12 protein-coding genes are annotated in these 17,757 nt (G+C 68.7%); 8 read left to right on the top strand and 4 right to left on the bottom strand.

All coding sequences use genetic code 11. The features are described from left to right. Positions 1 to 150: 150 nt before the first annotated feature. A complete protein-coding gene (locus AC2D9V_RS15935; protein ID WP_484715089.1) occupies positions 151 to 1,029 on the bottom strand; it encodes a LysR family transcriptional regulator in 879 nt (292 codons plus the stop codon). Between the two features lie 105 nt (positions 1,030 to 1,134). Between AC2D9V_RS15935 and AC2D9V_RS15930 the strand changes: the two genes are divergently transcribed. The 6 genes from AC2D9V_RS15930 to AC2D9V_RS15905 all read left to right on the top strand — a co-directional run bounded on the left by AC2D9V_RS15930 (position 1,135) and on the right by AC2D9V_RS15905 (position 9,444). Further along, positions 1,135 to 2,685 carry a proton-conducting transporter transmembrane domain-containing protein gene (locus AC2D9V_RS15930; RefSeq protein WP_484715088.1) on the top strand — a complete coding sequence of 517 codons (1,551 nt, stop codon included), beginning with the start codon at positions 1,135 to 1,137 and terminating at the stop codon, positions 2,683 to 2,685. 24 nt (positions 2,686 to 2,709) lie between these two features. Next, a complete protein-coding gene (locus AC2D9V_RS15925; RefSeq protein WP_484715087.1) occupies positions 2,710 to 5,085 on the top strand; it encodes a YbcC family protein in 2,376 nt (791 codons plus the stop codon). A gap of 168 nt (positions 5,086 to 5,253) precedes the next feature. Then, positions 5,254 to 7,227 (top strand): DUF3604 domain-containing protein, encoded by a 1,974-nt coding sequence (locus AC2D9V_RS15920; RefSeq protein ID WP_484715086.1) that lies wholly within the window; start codon positions 5,254 to 5,256, stop codon positions 7,225 to 7,227. Continuing rightward, on the top strand, positions 7,224 to 8,264 hold the full coding sequence (locus AC2D9V_RS15915) for a hypothetical protein (RefSeq protein ID WP_484715085.1): 1,041 nt from the start codon (positions 7,224 to 7,226) through the stop codon (positions 8,262 to 8,264). Before AC2D9V_RS15920 ends, AC2D9V_RS15915 begins: the two co-directional genes overlap by 4 nt. Positions 8,265 to 8,278: 14 nt before the next feature. Beyond that, the gene (locus AC2D9V_RS15910) at positions 8,279 to 8,869 is read left to right on the top strand and encodes a HupE/UreJ family protein (protein ID WP_484715084.1); all 591 of its coding nucleotides are present in this window, start codon (positions 8,279 to 8,281) and stop codon (positions 8,867 to 8,869) included. Continuing rightward, on the top strand, positions 8,866 to 9,444 hold the full coding sequence (locus AC2D9V_RS15905; protein WP_484715083.1) for a hypothetical protein: 579 nt from the start codon (positions 8,866 to 8,868) through the stop codon (positions 9,442 to 9,444). The genes AC2D9V_RS15910 and AC2D9V_RS15905 overlap by 4 nt, the downstream gene beginning before the upstream one ends. A 5-nt stretch (positions 9,445 to 9,449) precedes the next feature. Here AC2D9V_RS15905 and AC2D9V_RS15900 read toward each other — a convergent pair whose 3' ends face one another. Both AC2D9V_RS15900 and AC2D9V_RS15895 read right to left on the bottom strand, forming a co-directional pair. Further along, entirely contained in the window at positions 9,450 to 10,460 is a 1,011-nt protein-coding gene (locus AC2D9V_RS15900; protein ID WP_484715082.1) for a HupE/UreJ family protein, read from the bottom strand. Next, a complete protein-coding gene (locus tag AC2D9V_RS15895; RefSeq protein WP_484715081.1) occupies positions 10,457 to 11,293 on the bottom strand; it encodes a peptidyl-prolyl cis-trans isomerase in 837 nt (278 codons plus the stop codon). Before AC2D9V_RS15895 ends, AC2D9V_RS15900 begins: the two co-directional genes overlap by 4 nt. 204 nt (positions 11,294 to 11,497) lie before the next feature. Here AC2D9V_RS15895 and AC2D9V_RS15890 point away from each other — a divergent pair, with 204 nt between their 5' ends. Further along, positions 11,498 to 13,906, top strand: coding sequence for a GcvT family protein (locus AC2D9V_RS15890; RefSeq protein ID WP_484715080.1), 2,409 nt, complete (start codon positions 11,498 to 11,500; stop codon positions 13,904 to 13,906). A 122-nt stretch (positions 13,907 to 14,028) separates the two neighbouring features. Here AC2D9V_RS15890 and AC2D9V_RS15885 read toward each other — a convergent pair whose 3' ends face one another. After that, positions 14,029 to 15,543 (bottom strand): trimethylamine methyltransferase family protein, encoded by a 1,515-nt coding sequence (locus tag AC2D9V_RS15885; RefSeq protein ID WP_484715079.1) that lies wholly within the window; start codon positions 15,541 to 15,543, stop codon positions 14,029 to 14,031. Between the two features lie 157 nt (positions 15,544 to 15,700). Between AC2D9V_RS15885 and AC2D9V_RS15880 the strand changes: the two genes are divergently transcribed. Next, positions 15,701 to 17,746 (top strand): CocE/NonD family hydrolase, encoded by a 2,046-nt coding sequence (locus AC2D9V_RS15880; protein WP_484715078.1) that lies wholly within the window; start codon positions 15,701 to 15,703, stop codon positions 17,744 to 17,746. The last annotated feature ends 11 nt before the right edge of the window (positions 17,747 to 17,757 follow it).

Raw genomic sequence — 17,757 nt, 5'->3', positions numbered from 1 at the left:
AATCAAGGGGTGATGAAAAAAACCTGAGCAATCTTAAACACCCGAAGCATGCATCAACCTGCATGGCTCGGCAAGCCTAGATTCCAGCCAGAATGTCGCGGCGAAAGACATTAACGGCTCCGCCCGCAAGCGGTTCATGCCCTTGGCACGCTAGCGTCCCGCATCAAGGATCGAGGCAAGGAGGGGGTTGGGGAAGCGGCGGTCGCGGGTGACGGCCAGGAAAGTCTCGACGATGCCTTCAAGCTTCACGGCCTCGATCAGAAGACCCGAGGCAAGTTCGTCCTGCACCACGATCGGCGGAATGACGGCCAACCCGGCATCCTCGCGCGCCAGAAGCCGCAGCATGGCCATGTCGTCGACCTCGGCGGCGATGGCGGGGGTGACGCCAAGACGGCTGACCAGCGCATCGAATCCCTCGCGCAGCGCGGTTTCCCGGGTAGGCAGGACCACCGGCTCCCGCGCCAGAAGATCGGCCAGCCGCAAGGGGCCGGGACCAATGCGGGCAGGCGTGCCGATCAGGCTGACCGGCTGTTCCGACAGCCGGTGCACCAGCCAGGGGCTTGCGGCATCGCGCGGTGGCGCGAGGTTCGTGAGCACCACGTCAAGCGACGTGGCCCCCAGCCCGCGCAAAAGCTCGGCCTGACTGCCCGAGCGCAGCACGACCTCGACATCCGCCCGTCCGATCAGCGGGCGCAGGAACTGGAGCTGGAAGTTCCGCGACAGCGTGGCGAGCGCGCCGACCCGCAGGACCTGCCGGCTGCGTCCCGTCTCGCGCAAGGTGGAACCCAGATCATCGGCCGTGCGGAAGATCGCCTCGGCATGGTCCAACGCAATCCGCCCGGCCTCGGTCAGCACGAGCGCACGGCCCCGCCGTTCGAAGAGATCATGGCCAAGTGTCTGTTCCAGCGTGCGGATCTGGGTGGACAGCGCCGATTGAGAAAGGTTCAGCCCTCGGGCCGCTGCGGTCAGCGAGTCATCCGTGGCGACAGCCTGAAAGAGGCGGAGATGATGCAGGTTGATCTGGGCCATCGTTCTATTCTTTCAAATGATACGTCAGAAAATATGTATTTTTCTGGTTGATGGCCAGCCGTTATCTGCCTCGGGACCGCCCTGTGCCCAAACGGAGACCGAACGATGGACCCCTTGTCGCTTGCACCGCTTCCGCTTCTGGCCGTCTCGCTTCTTGCCGCCCGCCGGCCCGGACTACGGCCCGGCGCCATCCCGCACCTGGCAGAGGGCGCGGCCATTGCCGCACTTGCCTTGGCAGCGGCGGGAGTGGCATGGCTGATCCTGTCCGGGCCCGCGGCCCTATCGCTGGGATCCGGTCCCTGGATTTTGACGCTGCGGCTCGATCCGGTAAGCGCGACCATGGGCCTCCTGGTCGCCTTCGTCGGCTGGATCGTGGTGCGCTATTCGCGCCGCTACCTTGACGGCGAGGCGCGGGAGGGGCGGTTCCACGCCTTGATGCTGGCAACGCTGGCCGCAGTTCTGGTGCTGGTCCAGGCCGGTAGCCTGCTTGTGCTCGCCGCAGCTTTCGTCGCGACCGGGCTTGGCCTGCGGCAGCTTCTGCTCTTTTACCCCGGGCGGGCCGAAGCGCGCCGGGCGGCGGCAAAGTTCACGCTGGTCTGGGGCGCGGGTGATGTGGCGGTGGTGCTTGCAGCACTTCTCCTCTGGTCCGGCTTCGGCACCGCTGATCTGGCGGCCATCGCCACAGCGGCAGAGGCGGGCCTTCCCCTCGTCGCGCAGGGGGCGGTCGCACTCCTGGTACTGGCCGCTGCCCTGAAGACGGCGGCCTTCCCGCTGCATGGCTGGCTGACCGAGGTGATGGAGGCCCCGACCCCGGTTTCGGCGCTTCTGCATGCGGGCATCGTCAATGCCGGGGGCTTCCTGCTGATCCGCATGGCCGATCTGGTGCAGGCCAGCCCCGGCGCGATGGCCGCGCTGGTGATGATCGGCGGACTGACCGCCCTTTTCGGGGCGGTGGTCATGCTGACCCAGTCGGCGGTCAAGACCGCGCTCGCCTGGTCGACCGTCGCGCAGATGGGCTTCATGCTTCTGCAGTGCGGCCTTGGCCTCTGGGCGCTGGCGATGCTGCATATCGTGGCGCACTCGCTTTACAAGGCGCATGCCTTCCTGTCTTCGGGTGGCGCGGTGCAGGCGGTTGCGGCGGTGCGGCGGCCGGGGCCGGTGGCGGTGCCGGGCCTTGCTGCCGTCACCCGCGCCTTCCTGATCGCGATCCTCCTTTACGCCGGCATCGCGGCGGGCTTCACCGCGGTTGCGGGCGAAAAGTCGCCGCAGGCGCTGGCCCTGGGCATGATCCTCGTTTTCGGTGTGGCCTACCTTGTCGCGCAAGGGCTCGCCGACGCCGCCCCCGCCGCGCTGACGAAGCGGACGGCGGCGGCCTCGGCCGGGGCGGCGATTGCCTATTTTGCCTTCCACCAGATCGCGGGCGGCCTTTGGGGCGGCATGCTGCCTGCGGCTCCCGTTGCCGGGGCGCTGGAATGGGCGCTGATCGTGCTGGCGCTTCTGTCCTTCGGACTGGTGGCGGTCGCACAGGCGCTTTTCCCGCTCTGGTCGCATCACCCGGCCGCCGCGGGCCTGCGCGTGCACCTGGCAAACGGCCTTTACCTCAACGCGCTTCTTGATCGCCTGATCGGCGGCCTGAAGACCCAAAAGCCCCTCTGACCCCCCGACATCGCGGAGACAGCCATGTTCCTCAAGCCGATCGACATCGCCCCCGCCCGGATTTCGGGCCTTCTGAAGGCGGCAGAAAGCGCGGCGCGCGCCATTCCCCCAGCGTTCCCGCTTTCTGCCACGGTCGCCGTAAACCCGTTCCTCGGCCAGACGGGCGAGGATCTTGCGACCGCCGCCGCCCGGCTGTCGCGCGTTGCCGGGGTGGCGATCCTCCGGCCACGCTCCGACTTTGCGGCAGAGGTTGCAGCAGGCCGGATCACAGACGATGACCTCGCCGCCGCCCTTCTGGCCTGCCGCTCGCCGCTGAAGCCTGCCGACCTTGCGCTTCTCAAGGCCAAGCTCGACGTCAAGTCCCCTTCCCCTGCCGCCTTGCCGACGGTGGCCGACCTTGCCGCCAACGCCACGGGCACGGATTGGCCCGCGGTGGTCGCGCGTGCCTTCGGCCTTTGGGCCGCAGGCCGGTTCGACCTGGGTCAGGCGCTCTGGACACCCGCGCCGGGACAGGGTGCCTTTGCCGCCTGGCGGGAATGGGCCTCGCACGACCTGACCCCGGAAATCGCCGGTCTCACGGGCTTCTGCGCCCATGTCGCGGCCGCCCCGGACACGGCCGAGCGCGCGATCCTGCGCGCGGCGGAACGGCTGGGGATCACCGAGGCGGCAGCGTCAACCGCCTTCCACCGGCTGTTGATGGACCTTGGCGGCTGGGCGCAGCATGGGCGCTGGCTCTTGTGGGAAGCCGAGTTGAACGGCGGCAGCGACACCACGATCACCGATCTTCTCGCGATCCGGCTGGTCTGGGAAGAGGCGCTTCTGGCGCATGTACCGCAGGTGGCCGAGCATTGGGGGCAAGCGGTTGCCGCCCATGCCGCCCCGGTTGCACCGACCCCCGACCAGGTGATTGACGCGATCCTGCAGGAAGCGGCCGAACGCGCGCATCAGCGGCGGCTGGCGTCCGCCCTGACCGGACCGAAGGCGCAGGCGGGCCGTCCCGCCCTTCAGGCCGCCTTCTGCATCGACGTGCGGTCCGAGGTCTTCCGCCGCGCGCTTGAAGCGCTTGATCCCGGCATCGCGACCATAGGCTTTGCCGGGTTCTTCGGACTGCCGCTCGCGCACCGCGCGCATGGCACCGACGAGGTCGCGGCGCATCTGCCGGTGCTCCTGAAGCCGGGCCTCACCTCGACCAGCCATGCGGGCCCCACGCGGGAAGAGGCGACACGCATCGCCGCCCGCGGCGCGCGCGCCTGGGGCCGGTTCCGCCAGGCCGCCGTGTCCTCCTTCGCCTTCGTCGAGGCGGCAGGGCCGGTCTACGGGGCGAAGCTGGTGAGGGATGCGCTTGGCCTTTCGCCCGCGCCCAAGGCCAGCCCCGCGCCGCAGTTCGAGGTGGCGCTTTCGCCCGACGCGAAGGCTGCTACGGGGGCGGCGGTCCTGAAGGCGATGAGCATGACCACCGGCCATGCGCGGCTGGTGCTGCTGCTGGGTCATGGCGGGCAGGTGACCAACAACCCCCACGAAAGCGCCTATCACTGCGGCGCCTGCGGCGGCCAGACCGGCGAGGTCTCGGCGCGGCTTCTCGCCAGCCTCCTGAACGACTCCGAGACGCGGGCGGGCCTTGCGTCACATGGCGTTGACCTTGCGGCGGAAACGCATTTCGTGGCCGGTCTCCACGACACCACGACCGACACGATCACGCTTTATGAAGACACCCCCGCGCCGGATCACCTGTCCGACCTCGCCACCGCGAAGGACTGGCTTGCCCGCGCGGCAAAGGGGGCACGGGCGGAACGCGCGCTGCGGCTTCCCGGTGCCACGGCGGCATCCGTCGCAAAGCGCGCCCAAGACTGGGCCGAGGTCCGGCCAGAGTGGGGCCTTGCGGGCTGCGCCGCCTTCATCGCCGCCCCGCGCGCGGTCACGGCATCAGCCGACCTCAAGGGCCGCGCCTTCCTCCACAGCTACGACTGGCAGGCAGACGCAGGCTTCGGCACGCTGGAACTGATCCTGACCGCGCCGGTCGTCGTCGCCAGCTGGATCAGCCTGCAATACTACGGCTCCACCGTCGCGCCGGAGGCCTTCGGCGGCGGCAACAAGCTGATCCACAACGTGGTGGGCGGCATCGGCGTGGTCCAGGGCAACGGCGGCAGCCTGCGCCCCGGCCTGCCATGGCAGACCGTCCACGACGGGGAAAGGCCGGCGCACGAACCGCTCCGCCTCTCGGTCCTCGTCGAAGCGCCAGAGGCCGCGATGACGGAAATCCTTGCCCGCCACGCCGGGGTGCGGGACCTGTTCGACAACGGCTGGCTCCACCTCTTCGCGCTCAAGAACGGCCGGATCGCCGCGCGCTACCGCCCGGGGCTGGTCTGGGAGGCGGCAGAGGACCTCGCGCGCGCCGCCTGACGCGGCGGCGCGTCCACTTTCCCGGCAGGTGGTGGCGTGGGTACGCCAGCGAAACCGCTTGAACGATAACGGCCTCGTGATAGGCTCGGCTTCGCACAGGCCTACCCGGTTTCGGCGTCAGGAACTGCCGCAACCGGGTGCAGGCCTCACCCAGCGAAGGACAGTCCCATGCGCATTTCCAGCAGGCTTCGGACGACAGTTGCGGCCATCAGCATCCTTGTCGGGCTAGCACCCGGCCTGACCGCAGCACAGGAGGCTGAAGGCGGCACGGCAGTCGGCGATGTCGGCGGCGTCTCCGAGGCCGAACTGGGTCGCGTGGTCGCCACCAAGCCCCCCTATTCCCCCGCGCTCAGCCGGAACTTCCCGACCCGGCCCCTCTTCGGCGACACCCACCTCCACACCGCCGTGTCGCTTGACGCCGGCACCGCCGGAGCGCGCCTGACACCGTCCGACGCCTACCGTCTTGCGAAGGGCGAACGGATAACCGCCTCCTCGGGCCAGCCGGTCCAGCTGACGCGCCCGCTCGACTTCCTCGTCGTGGCCGACCATTCCGACAACATGGGCTTCTTCCCCAAACTGTCGTCCGGCGATCCGGCCTTCCTCGCAGACCCCACCGGCAAGCGCTGGTACGACATGATGGCCGCCGGCAAGGGCATGGCCGCGACGCTGGAGATCATCCAGGCCATGTCGACCAACACCTTCCCGGCCGCCCTTTCGATCTCGCCCGATTCCAAGGCCTTCAGCGACGTCTGGAACGAGACCATCGACGCGGCCGAGGCTTTCAACGACCCCGGGCGCTTCACCGCCTTCATCGGCTATGAATGGACCTCGCAGGCCGCCTACAACATCCACCGCAACGTGATCTACCGTGACGGCGGCAGCTATGCGCGCCAGATGATGCCCTTCACCGTCTCGCCGCCTCTTGGCAGCCCGCATGAGCCCGACCTCTACGCCTGGATGGCAGCCTATGAGGAAAAGACCGGCGGCGACGTCCTGGCCATCGCCCATAACGGCAACCTGTCGAACGGGCTGATGTTTCCGACCGTGAACCAGCCCCTCACCGACAAGGCCGTGGACAGCGCCTATGTCGAGGCGCGTGCGAAATGGGAGCCGCTTTACGAGGTCACACAGACCAAGGGCACCGGCGAGGCGCACCCTCTCCTCTCGCCGAACGACGAGCTGGCGAATTTCGAGATCTGGGACCTCGGCAACCTCAACCTCTCCGAGGCCAAGACGCCCGAAATGCTGCCGCATGAATACGCGCGCTCCGGCCTGAAGCTCGGGCTGGAGCTGGAACGCAAGTTCGGCACCAACCCCTACAAGTTCGGCATGATCGGCTCGACCGACGCGCATACCGGCCTCTCGGCCGTCGAGGAGGACAACTTCTGGGGCAAGGTCACCCCGATGGAGCCGAACCCCGAACGCCTGACCAACACCTTCATCGCCGACAAGGACACCGGGCTGAAGCTGATGGAATGGCAGGTCTCGTCCTCGGGCTATGCCGCCGTCTGGGCCACCGACAACACCCGCGCCGCGATCTTCGACGCGATGGAGCGGCGCGAGACCTATGCCACCACCGGCAGCCGGATGACCGTGCGCTTCTTCGGGGGCTACGACTTTGCCGCCGAGGATGCCAATTCGCGCAACCCGGCGATGATCGGCTATGCCAAGGGCGTGCCGATGGGCGGCGACCTTGCGCCCGATGCCGAGGGCCGTGCACCCTCATTCCTTGTCGCCGCACTCCGCGATCCGATCGGGGCGAACCTCGACCGCTACCAGATCGTCAAGGGCTGGATGGACGCGGACGGCAAGACGCATGAACAGGTCTACGACGTGGCCTGGTCGGATGGCCGCGTCGCCGGTGCCGACGGCAAGCTGCCCCCGGTCGGCTCGACCGTCGATGTCGCCAACGCAACCTGGGCCAACACGATCGGCGCGCCGGAACTGATCGCCGTCTGGACCGACCCCGATTTCGACCCGACCGAGCCCGCCTTTTACTATGGCCGGGTGATCGAGATCCCGACTCCGCGCTGGACGGCCTATGACGCCAGGTACTTCGGCAATACCCCCCTGCCTGGCACGGTGATGGAGATCACGGAACGCGCTTATACCTCGCCAATCTGGTTCAACCCGGCGAAATGAGATCGGGCGTTCACTGGCGGCCTGCGCTGGCCGCGACCTGCCTCGCCCTCTGGCCGGGGCTCGCCTCCGCCTGCCTTGTCTGCATCGCGGTGCCGGAGGACAGCCTCGCCGACCGTGCCCATGCGGGCGAGGCAGTGGCCCTTCTGCGTCCCATGCCTGAAGACCCGTTCCGCTTTGCGCCGGTCGCCGTCCTGAAGGGTAGCCCGGATCTTCCGCCGGTGCCCTTCCTTGTGAGCCGGCCGGCGGCGGCGGTCTTTGACGCAGACCCTGCCGCCGTCACCGTGGGCATCTTCAGTCCGGGCAAGGGCTGGAGCCTTCACGACCAGGGAACCGGAGCCCTGGGCGAAGTGCTGGCTGCGGCCCTTACCGCCGATCTTACGACCGAGGAGGCACGCATGGCCTTCTTCGGCCCCCTTGCCGCGCATTCCGACACGGCCGTGCAGGAAATGGCCCTGATCGAGCTTGCCGCCCTGCCCTATCCTGTCTTGCGCCAGGTTGGGGTGCATCCCGACCGGCAGCAGGTTCTGCGCCGGGCCGCCGACCCGCTCTGGTCGGAATGGGCACCGGTGATGATCCTTTTGCTCGGCACCAGCGACAACCCCTACGACGCCCGCCTTGTCCGCACCGCCGTGGAACGTCTGGCCCGTGCGGGACATGACATACACCTTGCCGCCTGGGCGACCGCCCTGATCGAGATGGACGGGCAAGACGGCATCAGGGCGCTGGAACGCCTCTTTCCGGCGGATGGCACGACCTCGCCGGACACCGTCCTCCTTCTTGCCGTCGCGTTGGCCGACCACGCCACGCGGCGCGACACGGTGGGCGAGGCCGCCCTTGACGCGCTCATCCGCCTTGCCGAGGTGCGGCCCGAGGTGCTGGGCTACCTCTCCCGTGCACTTCTGCAACGCGAGGACTGGTCGCTGGCCGAACCGCTTGCCCGCTTGCGCGACCGGGGGATTATCACCGATCCTGCCGACGAATTCGTCGTCAGCCAGTATATCGCCGCAGCTGCAGCCGCCCCGACGGCCCTGCCCTGAACCCGGAGAGCCAATTGCCGCGCCGCCTTTACTTCGTCCTTCTCTTGCCGCTGGTCGCTTTGGTGGCCGGGCCGGCGCTTGCCCATACCGGGGACGGGGCGGGCGGTGGTTTCCTTACCGGCTTCCTTCACCCGATCCTCGGGCTTGACCATGTGGCGGCGATGGTGGCCGTCGGCCTCTGGGGCGCGATCCTTGGCCGGCCTGCGGTCTGGGTCCTGCCCGTCGCCTTCCCGCTGGTCATGGCCATCGGCGGCGCGCTGGGGGTGGCGGGGATCGACCTGCCGTGGGTCGAGACCGGCATCGCCGCCTCGGGGGTCGTGATCGGGCTGGCCGTTGCCCTTGCCCTGCGACCGCCGGTCGTGATCGCGGCACTGATCGTCGGCGGCTTCGCGATCTTCCACGGCCACGCGCATGGCACCGAGATGCCGACCGCCGCCAATCCGATCGCCTATGCAGTGGGCTTCGTTCTGGGCACCGGGCTTCTGCACCTCGCCGGCATCGCCTTTGGCAGACTTGCGGTCAGTCCCAGTGGCACGGCCGCTGTGCGTGCGGCTGGAGGTGTCATCGCCCTTGCCGGGTTCGGTTTTCTGACCGGCACGCTGTGATCCGGCGTCTCATCCTCCCGGCTGTTCTTTGCAGCTTGCCCGGGGCCGCGCTCGCGCATGACGCCTTCGGTGACCTCGGGCCATTCTATCAGGCCTTCCTCCATCCGCTGGTCGATCCGGCGCAGGGACTTCTCGTGGCGGCGGCTGCGGTTGCGCTGGCCATTCAACCGGTCGCGTCGCTGCGCGTGGCCTTTGCCGCGCTGACCCTTGGTGCCCTTTCGATGCTGGTCGCCCGCACCGTAGTGGACGTTGCCGACCCCGGCCTTCCGGAGATCGCGGTGCTGACGGTCCTTGCCGCCGCCATCGCCGTGCTGGCGCTCCGGCCCGGACCGGCGGTGACCGGACTTCTCGCCGCCCTGCTCGGCGCGGTGGCTGCCCTGTCGGTCGACCGGGCGGGCGGCGGTCTTCCTGCCGTGCTGTCGGTTGCGGGCGGCACAGCTGGGATCGCCTTCGGCACCCTCTTCCTCTGGGGCGCCATCGACCTCGCCGCCCGCCGCATCTCGCCCCTCGCCCCCCGGGTCGCCGGGGCCTGGCTTGCCGCCATTGGCGTGATGGTCGCGGCCCTGCCCGCCTGAAGCACTCAGAACGCCGCGACCCGCGCGATGACCCAGGCGGCGGCAAGGCTCCCGATCCCGTAAGCCATCACCCGCGCGCCCGTCCGCCCCCGCGAGGCGATCGAGGCGATGGCCCCGGGATAGACCCGTGCCAGCAGCGCCCCCGCGACCAGCGTGAAGCCGATGAACAGCAGCTGCCCCGCCTCGACCCCGAGGTTGAAGAAGAGAAGCGCCGGCACCACGTCATCCCGCGGCAAGCCGATGTCGAGGAGAGCGCTCGCAAACCCCAGCCCGTGCAGAAGGCCAAAGCCGAAGGCGACGGTCCAGGGGAAGCGTTCGGTCCACCGCAGCCCCGCGCCCTCGGGCCGCACCAGTTCGGCGGCAAGGAACATGATCGACAGCGCCACCACCGCCTCGACCGGCGGGGCGGGCACCACGATCCAGCCCAGCGTCGCCGCCGCCAGCGACAGGGAATGCGCCACCGTGAACGCGGTCACGGTCCCCACCAGCTGCCAGCGGTCCCGCACGAGGAGGAGGAGAAGGAACACGAACAGGAGATGATCGACCCCCGCCAGAATATGCCCGATGCCCAGCGCGCCATAAGTCACCGCCATCCCGCGCAGCCCCTGCGGTTCGGGGATGGTGAACCCCGGCTCCGCCGCCGTCAGCCGCCTGGTCTCCACCACGCCCGGCGCAAGCTCATAACGCACAAGCACATCGGTCAGCGTCGCCTCCAGCCCCCGGATCACGATGCTTCCGCCCTCCAGCCCCTTGGGACAGGTCGCCACCCAGACCGTGCGATAGGTCGCCCCGTCGAACTCCAGCGCCCCCGGCTCGCGGGGCGAGCAGCCTTCGGGCAGGACCGCGACAAGATCCAGCGCGCGCCCGCCCGACTGCGGCACGCGCCACAGGACCCGCCACGCCTGCCCCTCGACGATCCGCAGGTCTAGGTAGCCGGGGTCCAGCGCATGGGCGCGCGCCGCGCCACCCGCCACCAGCGTCAGCACCACGACCAGTGCGGCAAGGACCAGCCTCATTCCCCCCCGCCCGTCATGATCCTGATGTCATAGCGCGCACGCAGCTCCTGGTAGTGCGCCTCGCGCAGCTCCACCGCGCGGTCCTGCCGCCAAAGCTCGACCGCCCGCTCCCGCACCTCGCTGAGCGGCGGCACCGGCGCGGCCTCGCTCCGCTCCAGCCGCACCAGATGCGCGCCATAGCCCGACGGCACCGGCCCGGCCCATTCCCCCGGCGGCAGTGCCACCACCGCGTCGAAGAACCCCCGCCCGAAAAGCCCGTCGACCGCCGGGGCCGAAGCCTCAACGGACGTCGGCAGCATCGCCCCCGCGCCAAGCCCGGCAGGATCGGCTCCTCCGGCCAGCTGCGCCAGCACCGCCCCCGCATCGTCGCCCGGTGCCAGCAGCACCTGCTCGAAGACGGCAAGCCCCGGCGGCGCCAAGAGCGCCCCCTTCTCAGCATACCAGGCCGCAAGCTCGGCCTCCGTCGGCTCCATCGCGCCCGCCGCGCCTTCGCCCAGAAGCTCCATCTTCAGCTTCAGTCGCTGCCGGATCACCGTATCGTCGCGGTCAAGTCCCAGCGCCTGCGCCTCACGGTAAAAGACTTCCTCGCGCACATGGGCCTCGATCAGCCCGGCAAGCTCCTCCTCTGTCGGCGGCCTGCCCCATGAGCTGGAGAACTGGGTCGCCAGACGCTCCTGCACTTCCGCAGTCACCTCGATCACCCCGCCCTGGGGCGTGACCTCTGCCGACCTGTCGGACAAAAGCCCGTAGGCCAGGAAAAGGCCAAGCCCCGCCACCAGGAAATGCAGCATCGGCTCGCGCAGGACCGCCGACAGGCCGGACCGCGGGCTCATCCGACCCGCCCGAATTCCTGCCCGCCCGGGGCTCTGACGCGCATCGGAACCTCTCCCTGCAAGGATCACCGCTCTTTCCGACCTTCAGGCCACAGATCGCGCCCTCCGGCAAGAGGCGCGCGCGAAGCCGGCGATTGACAGGCCCGCGCCGGTTTGTTGTATTATCGTTCAACAACAGCGCCGGCCCGGCCGAAAGGATCAGCCATGACGCAGCACTACCGGGCCGTGGTCATCGGGGGCGGCATCGTCGGCACGGCGATCCTTTACCACCTCGCCAAGGCCGGGTGGACCGACATCGCGCTGATCGAACGGGCCGAACTGACCGCAGGCTCCACCTGGCACGCCGCCGCCGGCTTCCATGTGCTGAACGACAATCCGAACGTCGCGGCGCTCCAGAACTACACGATCAACCTTTACCGCGAGGTCGAGGCCGAAAGCGGCCAGAGCATCGGCATGCACATGATGGGCGGCATCAGCCTTGCCACCACCCCCGCCCGTTTCGAGATGCTCAAGGCCGAGAAATCCCGCTTCGACGTGATGGGGATGGACACCCGCATCATCGGGTCGGAAGAGATCCGCGCCCTCTGCCCCATCGTCGACGTCACCGGCGTGATCGGCGGGCTGCACGACCATCACGAAGGCTATGTCGACCCGCATGGCACGACGCACGCCTTCGCCATTGCCGCGCGGAACCGGGGGGCCAAGGTCATCCTTCGGAACCGCGTGACCGACTTGCACCCCACGGCCGAAGGCTGGCGGCTCACGACCGAACAGGGAGAGATCACCGCCGAACATGTCATCAACGCCGCCGGTCTCTGGGCGCGCAAGGTAGGGCGCATGGCGGGGATCGACCTGCCCGTCGTGCCGATGTCGCACCACTACCTCGTGACAGAGGACATCCCCGAACTCGCGGATTTCCCGGGTGAGATCGCCTGCGTCACCGACCTTGAAGGCTTCACCTACATGCAGCCCGAAAAGAAGGGCATCCTTCTCGGCGTCTACGAACGCGAGCCCCGGCACTGGATGCCGGACGGCGCGCCGTGGGATTACGGGATGGACCTTCTGCCCCCCGACATCGACCGCATCCTGCCCGAGCTCTCCATCGGCTTCGACCGCTTCCCCGCCCTGCGCGACATAGGGATAAAGAAATGGGTGAACGGGGCTTTCACCTTCACGCCGGACGGCAACCCTCTCGTCGGTCCGGTGCCCGGCCTGCGGAACTACTGGGTCGCCTGCGGTTGCATGGGCGGCTTCAGCCAGGGCGGGGCCATCGGCAAGGTGCTCGCCGCCTGGATGGTGCATGGCGACCCCGGCACCGATGTCTTCGGCCTAGACATCGCGCGCTACCCGGCCTTCGCCAGCCGCGACGACTACCTTCGGGCGAAGACAGCGCAGTTCTACGCCCGGCGCTTCGTCATCTCCTACCCGAACGAGGAACTGCCCGCCGGGCGGCCGATGAAGACCTCGCCCAGCCACGACATCCTTGCCGCCGAGGGCGCGCTTTTCGGTGTCACGCACGGGATGGAAACGCCGCAGTACTTCGTGTCGGGGGGCGAGGCCTTCACCGAGATCCCCACCCTCCGCCGCCCGAACGCCGGGCGCTTCGTCGAGGCGGAGGTTGAGGGCGTCCGCCACGCGGCAGGTGTCTTCGACAGCTCGGTCTATGCCCGCTACGAAGTCTCGGGTCCGGGGGCAGAGGGCTGGCTTGACCGGCTGGTGGCCAGCCGGTTGCCCGGAGTCGGCAAGGTCCGGCTGGCGCCGATGCTGGGCCATGACGGGCGGCTGATGGGCGACCTCACGGTCAGCCGCCTTGCGCCGGACCGGTTCTGGCTGATCGGCTCCTACTACCTTCAGGAATGGCACATGCGCTGGTTCGCGGGGCTTCTTCCCGCCACCGGGGTGACGGTTACCAACCTTTCCGACGACTGGACCGGCCTTGCCCTCTCCGGGCCGAACTCCCGCCGCCTGATGGAGCGGCTGACGGGTGCCGACATGTCGAACGAGCGGTTCGGCTTCCTTGGGTGCCGGATAATGCCGGTCGCCGGGGCCGAGGCTGTGGTCGCCCGCCTCTCGCTGACCGGCGAGCTCGGGTATGAAATCAACGTCCGCGCCGCAGATCACCGCGCCCTCTACCTCGCGATGCGCGAGGCAGGCCGCGACCTTGGCCTTCTGCCCATCGGCAACCGCGCGCTCGACAGCCTGCGGCTGGAAAAGAGCTACGGCATCTGGTCGGCCGAATTCACCCGCGACGACACCGCCGCAGAAACCGGCCTCGGCCGCCACGTCGACATGACCAAGGCCGATTTCATCGGCCGTGCGGCGGTGCTTGCCGCCTCTCCCCCCGCACGGCGGCTGGTGACCTTTGCGGTCGACAGCACGGACGCCGACGCCGCCCCCTTCACCGCCGTCCGGAAAGGGGGCCGGGTCGTGGGCCATGTCACCTCTGGCGGCTACGGCTGGCATGTGCGCGAAAGCCTTGCGATGGCGATGGTGCAGATCGAGGCGCTGAAAAACCCCGAGGGGCTGACCGTGGATGTGATCGGCGAACCTGCCCCCGCGCGGCTCCTGTCCGAGCCCGCCTATGATCCGAAGGGCCAGCGACTGCGCGCCTGAACGCCTCTTCTGACCACGTGGTCACGGGTTAAGGATTGGTGAATCAATTTCGCCAATCCATTGATCCTGAACGGAATCCCGATTTTGACCACTGTGGTCACTTCCCGCATCAAGGAGTGGGATCAGTTCATCGGCGCCCCGCCCTCGGCCTTCCTGCGGGTAACGTAGGCGTCCAGGGCCTCGGCCTTTGCCTCGTCAAGCGCGGGGGCTTCGTACTGGGCCAGAAGCTGCGGCCAAAGCTGGGCGGCCCGGGCGGCGGCATCGACCGACCCCCGCTCGACCCAGGTCGTCCAGCTGTCCCAGTTGGCGACAAGGGGGGCGTTGAAGGCGGTCTCGTAGCGTTCCATCGTATGGGCGGTCCCGAAGAAATGCCCACCGGGGCCGACCTCCGCGATCGTCTCGGCCGCCAGCGCGGCGGGGGTGGTGTCGATGGGGGTCAGGTAGGCCTGCATCATCTGCAGCATCTCGGCGTCGATGATCAGCTTCTCGAAGCTCGCCGTCAGACCGCCATGCATCCACCCCGCCGCATGCTCGATCAGATGCGCCCCGCCCATGATCGACCCCCAAAGGGCCATCTGGCTCTCCCACGCCGCCTGCGCATCGACCGCATTCGCCGCCGTCACGTTCGACGACCGGAAGGGCACGCCGATGTGGCGGGCCAGCTGGCCCGAGGCCTGCGCCGCCTTGGTGTATTCCGGCGTCCCGAAGGCCGGTGCCCCGGACTTCATGTCGACGTTCGAGGTGAAGCCCCCATACATCACCGGCACGCCGGGCCGGACGATCTGGGTCAGCACGATCCCGGCAAGGGCCTCGGCATGCTGCATCACGAGGGCCCCGGCGAGAGTGACCGGGGCCATCGCTCCGGCAAGGGTGAAGGGGGTGATGACGTTGACCTGACCATGCTCGGCCAGCGCGATCAGCCCCTCGGCCATGGGGATGTCCAGCTGCCGGGGGGAGTTCGTGTTGATGATCCCCATCAGGATCGGGGTCCGGTGCAGGTCCTGAACCGGGATGCCGAAGGCGATCGAGGCCATCTCGATCCCGTCCATCGTGCGGGCATGGCCAAGGGTCTGGGTCTGCCAGGACTTGTCGAGGACCCCGATCTGCGCGCGGTAGATGTCGAGGTGGCGGGTGTTGGCGGGCAGGTCGAGCGGTTCGAACGGACAGCCGCCCTCCTGCTGGACGACGTTCAGGACCTGGATCAGCTTCAGGAAATCGCACATCTCGGCGAAGGTTCCGGTCCGCCGGCCCCCGGCGAGGTCCATCACATAGGCGGGTCCGCCGACCGCCGAGAAGACAAGGTCGTTCCCCCCGAACCGCAGTGACTTCGCCGGGTCGCGGGCGGCGAGGGTGAAACGGGCGGGGACCGTTGCCAGACGCTCGGCCACCAGCCCCGGGTCGAGGCGGACCATATCCTCCACCACCGCGGCCCCTGCCCTGCGGTAGAGGCCCCTTGCCCGGTCGTCGAGCACGCGCAGGCCCTGGGTTGCCAGCACGTCAAGCGCGGCCTGATGGATCGCCTCTACCTGGTCGTCGGAAAGGACGCGGATCGGGTCGTAGGGGCGGGGCACCTGGCCGAAGGGGAGCTGGGTGATCCCACCCGGCACCCGGGTGCCACGGGGGGACCGGCGGCTCATGGGCGGGCACCTGGGCTGCGGGGGTCGCGCGGGTGGCCGGGCATGGGGCGCTCCTGTTGAACAGGCGTACAGTAGGAGGCGCAGGCGCCCCGGGTCAAGAGGGTTGACGCCTCGCGCGGACCTGTTGCATGCTCGTTCAACAAGCCCCGGAGGTCCGATGCCCACGGAACGCGACGACCTGCCTTACCCCGTGCGACTGATCGAGGACCTTAAGGTTCCGCTGCCGGATGGCAAGGTGCTTGCGGCGCGAGCCTGGCTGCCGGAAGGCGCAGGGCCAGTGCCCGTGATCCTGGAATACCTGCCCTACCGCAAGCGTGACGGCACAAGGTCGCGTGACGCGAAGATGCACGGCTACCTTGCCGGGCATGGCTATGCCTGCATCCGGCTGGACATCCGTGGCACCGGCGACAGCGAAGGCATCCTGCACGACGAATACAGCACGCAGGAACAGGTCGACGGCTGCGACGCCATAGCCTGGCTTGCGGCACAGGACTGGTGCGACGGACAGGTCGCGATGATCGGCATCAGCTGGGGCGGGTTCAACGGCTTGCAGATCGCTGCCCGCCAACCCCCGGCGCTGAAGACGATCATCACGGTCGGGTCGACTGACGACCGTTTCGCCACCGACATCCACCGCGTGGGAGGCTGTCTGTCGAAGGACGACTTCGACTGGTCGGCCACCATGTTCGCCCATCAGGACCTGCCGCCGGACCCCGCCATCGTCGGCCCGAAATGGCGCGAGATATGGGAGGCGCGGATGCGCGCCAACGAGCCCTGGATCCTGACCTGGCTACGCCACCAGCGGCGAGATGATTACTGGCGGCAGGGGTCGGTCTGCGAGGATTTCTCGAAGATCAGGGTGCCGGTCTATGCCGTCTCAGGCTGGGCAGACAATTACAGCGAAAGTGTCCCGCGCCTGTTGTCGGGTCTTTCGGTCCCGGTGCGCGGCCTGATCGGTCCCTGGGCGCATTCCTTTCCGCATGACGCCGCCGTGCAGCCCGAGATCGGCTGGCTGCAGGAAGTGATCCGTTGGTGCGACCACTGGATGAAGGGCCGCGAGACCGGGATCATGGATGAACCCCTTTACCGGGCCTGGATGCAGGAGAGCGTGCCGCCCCGGACCTGCTACTATGAGCGGCCGGGTCGGTGGGTGGCAGAGGATGCCTGGCCCTCGCCCCGGATAGACTGGCGACCGCTGCACCTGGCACAAGCCGGGCGGCTGGCCGATGCGCCGGGAAAGGGCGAAGCCTCGATCTGTTCGCCCCTCTGGGTCGGGCTGACGGCGGGCGAAGTTGGGCGCTATGGCGAAGAGGCGGAGTGGGCGACCGACCAGCGGCTGGACGATGGCGGGTCGCTGGTCTTTGCGACCGACCCGCTGCCCGAGCGCACGGAAATCCTGGGCGCGCCGCAGCTTCGCATCCGGTTCCGGTCGGACAAGCCGCAGGCGCTGATCTCGGTCCGGGTCAACGACGTGGTCCCGGATGGGGCATCGACCCGGGTGGCGATCGGGCATCTGAACCTCTGCCACCGTTTTGGCCATGACGCACCGCAGGCGCTGATCCCCGGTGAATGGACCGAGGCGGTGGTGGACCTCGACGACATCGGCCACGCCTTCCCGGCGGGGCACCGGATTGCCGTGTCGATCTCCACCGTCTACTGGCCGATCGCCTGGCCGTCGCCCGAGCTTGCGACGCTGACCTTCGATCTGGCGCATAGCCGCCTGGACCTGCCGGTTCGCCCGCCGAGGGCCGAGGATGCGACCTTGCGCCCCTTCGACCCGGCGGAATGCGCCCCGGCCGAGCCGGGACGGAAGCGCGTCACCGGCGGCTCCCCTGCCCCGTCGGAAGCCGCCCCCGTGCCGGAAAAGCGCCGGGTCACGCATGACCTTCTGTCGGGCGAGATGGTGGTGGACTTCCCGCGCTGGACTTACCTCGCCGAGATGCCGGAGATTGCCACCACCACGCGCGGCAAGGCGATGGCGCGCTACCGTATCACCGACGGCGACCCGCTGAGCGCCCGCTGCGAGACCGACTACAGCGTCGAGATCGAGCGCAGCGACGGGCGCTTCGGCCATGAGAGCCGGGGGGTCCTGTCCTGCGATGCCACGCATTTCATCGTCGAGATGCAGCTGACGGTGACCGAGAACGGCAGCGCGATCTTCCGGCGCGACTGGCACGAGAGGATCCCGCGTGACCACCTCTGACCGATCCGCTC

This window comes from Tabrizicola sp. T46 (assembly GCF_057219895.1).
Note: the sequence above shows the minus strand (reverse complement) of the source record. Positions and strands in the feature narration are given on the sequence as shown.